The organism is Neptuniibacter sp. (assembly GCF_024231755.1).
GTDB lineage: Bacteria > Pseudomonadota > Gammaproteobacteria > Pseudomonadales > Balneatricaceae > Neptuniibacter.
Genome location: NZ_JAAEQH010000226.1, coordinates 1 through 880 on the forward strand (window position 1 = coordinate 1; position 880 = coordinate 880).

An 880-nucleotide genomic window follows, 5' to 3' on the forward strand; every position below is an offset into this window, starting at 1 on the left:
CCCACGATGAGCAAGGATAACAGAAAGTACAAAGTGTTTGGTATTGTTACAAACATGGACTGGGAAGGAGGAACACTGATTAGATGGCTCCATAAAAGATGTGGCAAAAGTGAGCAAGCCCATAGTGTAATGAAAGAGGATCTGGCCGGAGGAAAGCTCCCGTCCGATGATTTTGGCGTTAATGCGGCATGGTGGTGGATCATGATTCTATCGCTGAACTTGAATGCAAGCATGAAACGGTTGGTACTGGGTAAGGCCTGGGCATGTAAACGGATGAAAGCGATTAGATTCTCGCTGATCAATCTGCCTGCACGGGTAATGGAACGATCTCGGCAGCTATTTATTCGGCTTTCAAGAAAAGGGGAGGCCCTTGAATGGTTACTGGAGATCCGAAGGAAGATCTCACTGCTTGCTCCGGCAGTCTAAAGGGGCTTCTGACAACTATAGAAATGGTGCTAAGCAGGATAAGTTTGTCTAAGTATGCCATATTATGAGACCGCCAAGTACTTCAGTCCAAAATCGGACAAAAAAATGACAGGCTAGGCTCGTTTCCTTCCAAAATCACCGTGATTAACACGCCCAACAGGTTTGCGTGGGTTTAGGCGGTGGATTTGGGTAGCCCTAATGCAGTTGACACGCACTCATCTTTGCCATATAGTCTGGCCTTCTTTGATACCCTTATTATATTCTTTTATATTTCCGTATATCACAGGAAATAAAGGTGGCTTTAATAATGCCTGAAGCACATATCATTGGTACGGGCTCATCAATACCCAAAAGGATACTGACAAATGAAGAGCTGGAAACATTTGTGGATACCTCTGATGAGTGGATCACGCGCCGCACGGGCATCAAAGAACGTCGAATAGCAACAAAAGGA

1 protein-coding gene is annotated in these 880 nt (G+C 45.2%); it reads left to right on the top strand.

Annotation, left to right across the window (positions count from 1 at the left end; genetic code table 11):
* On the top strand, positions 1-426 hold a 426-nt coding region (locus tag GY843_RS11815), incomplete at its 5' end, for a transposase (protein ID WP_297309841.1).
* Positions 427-880: the final 454 nt, after the last annotated feature.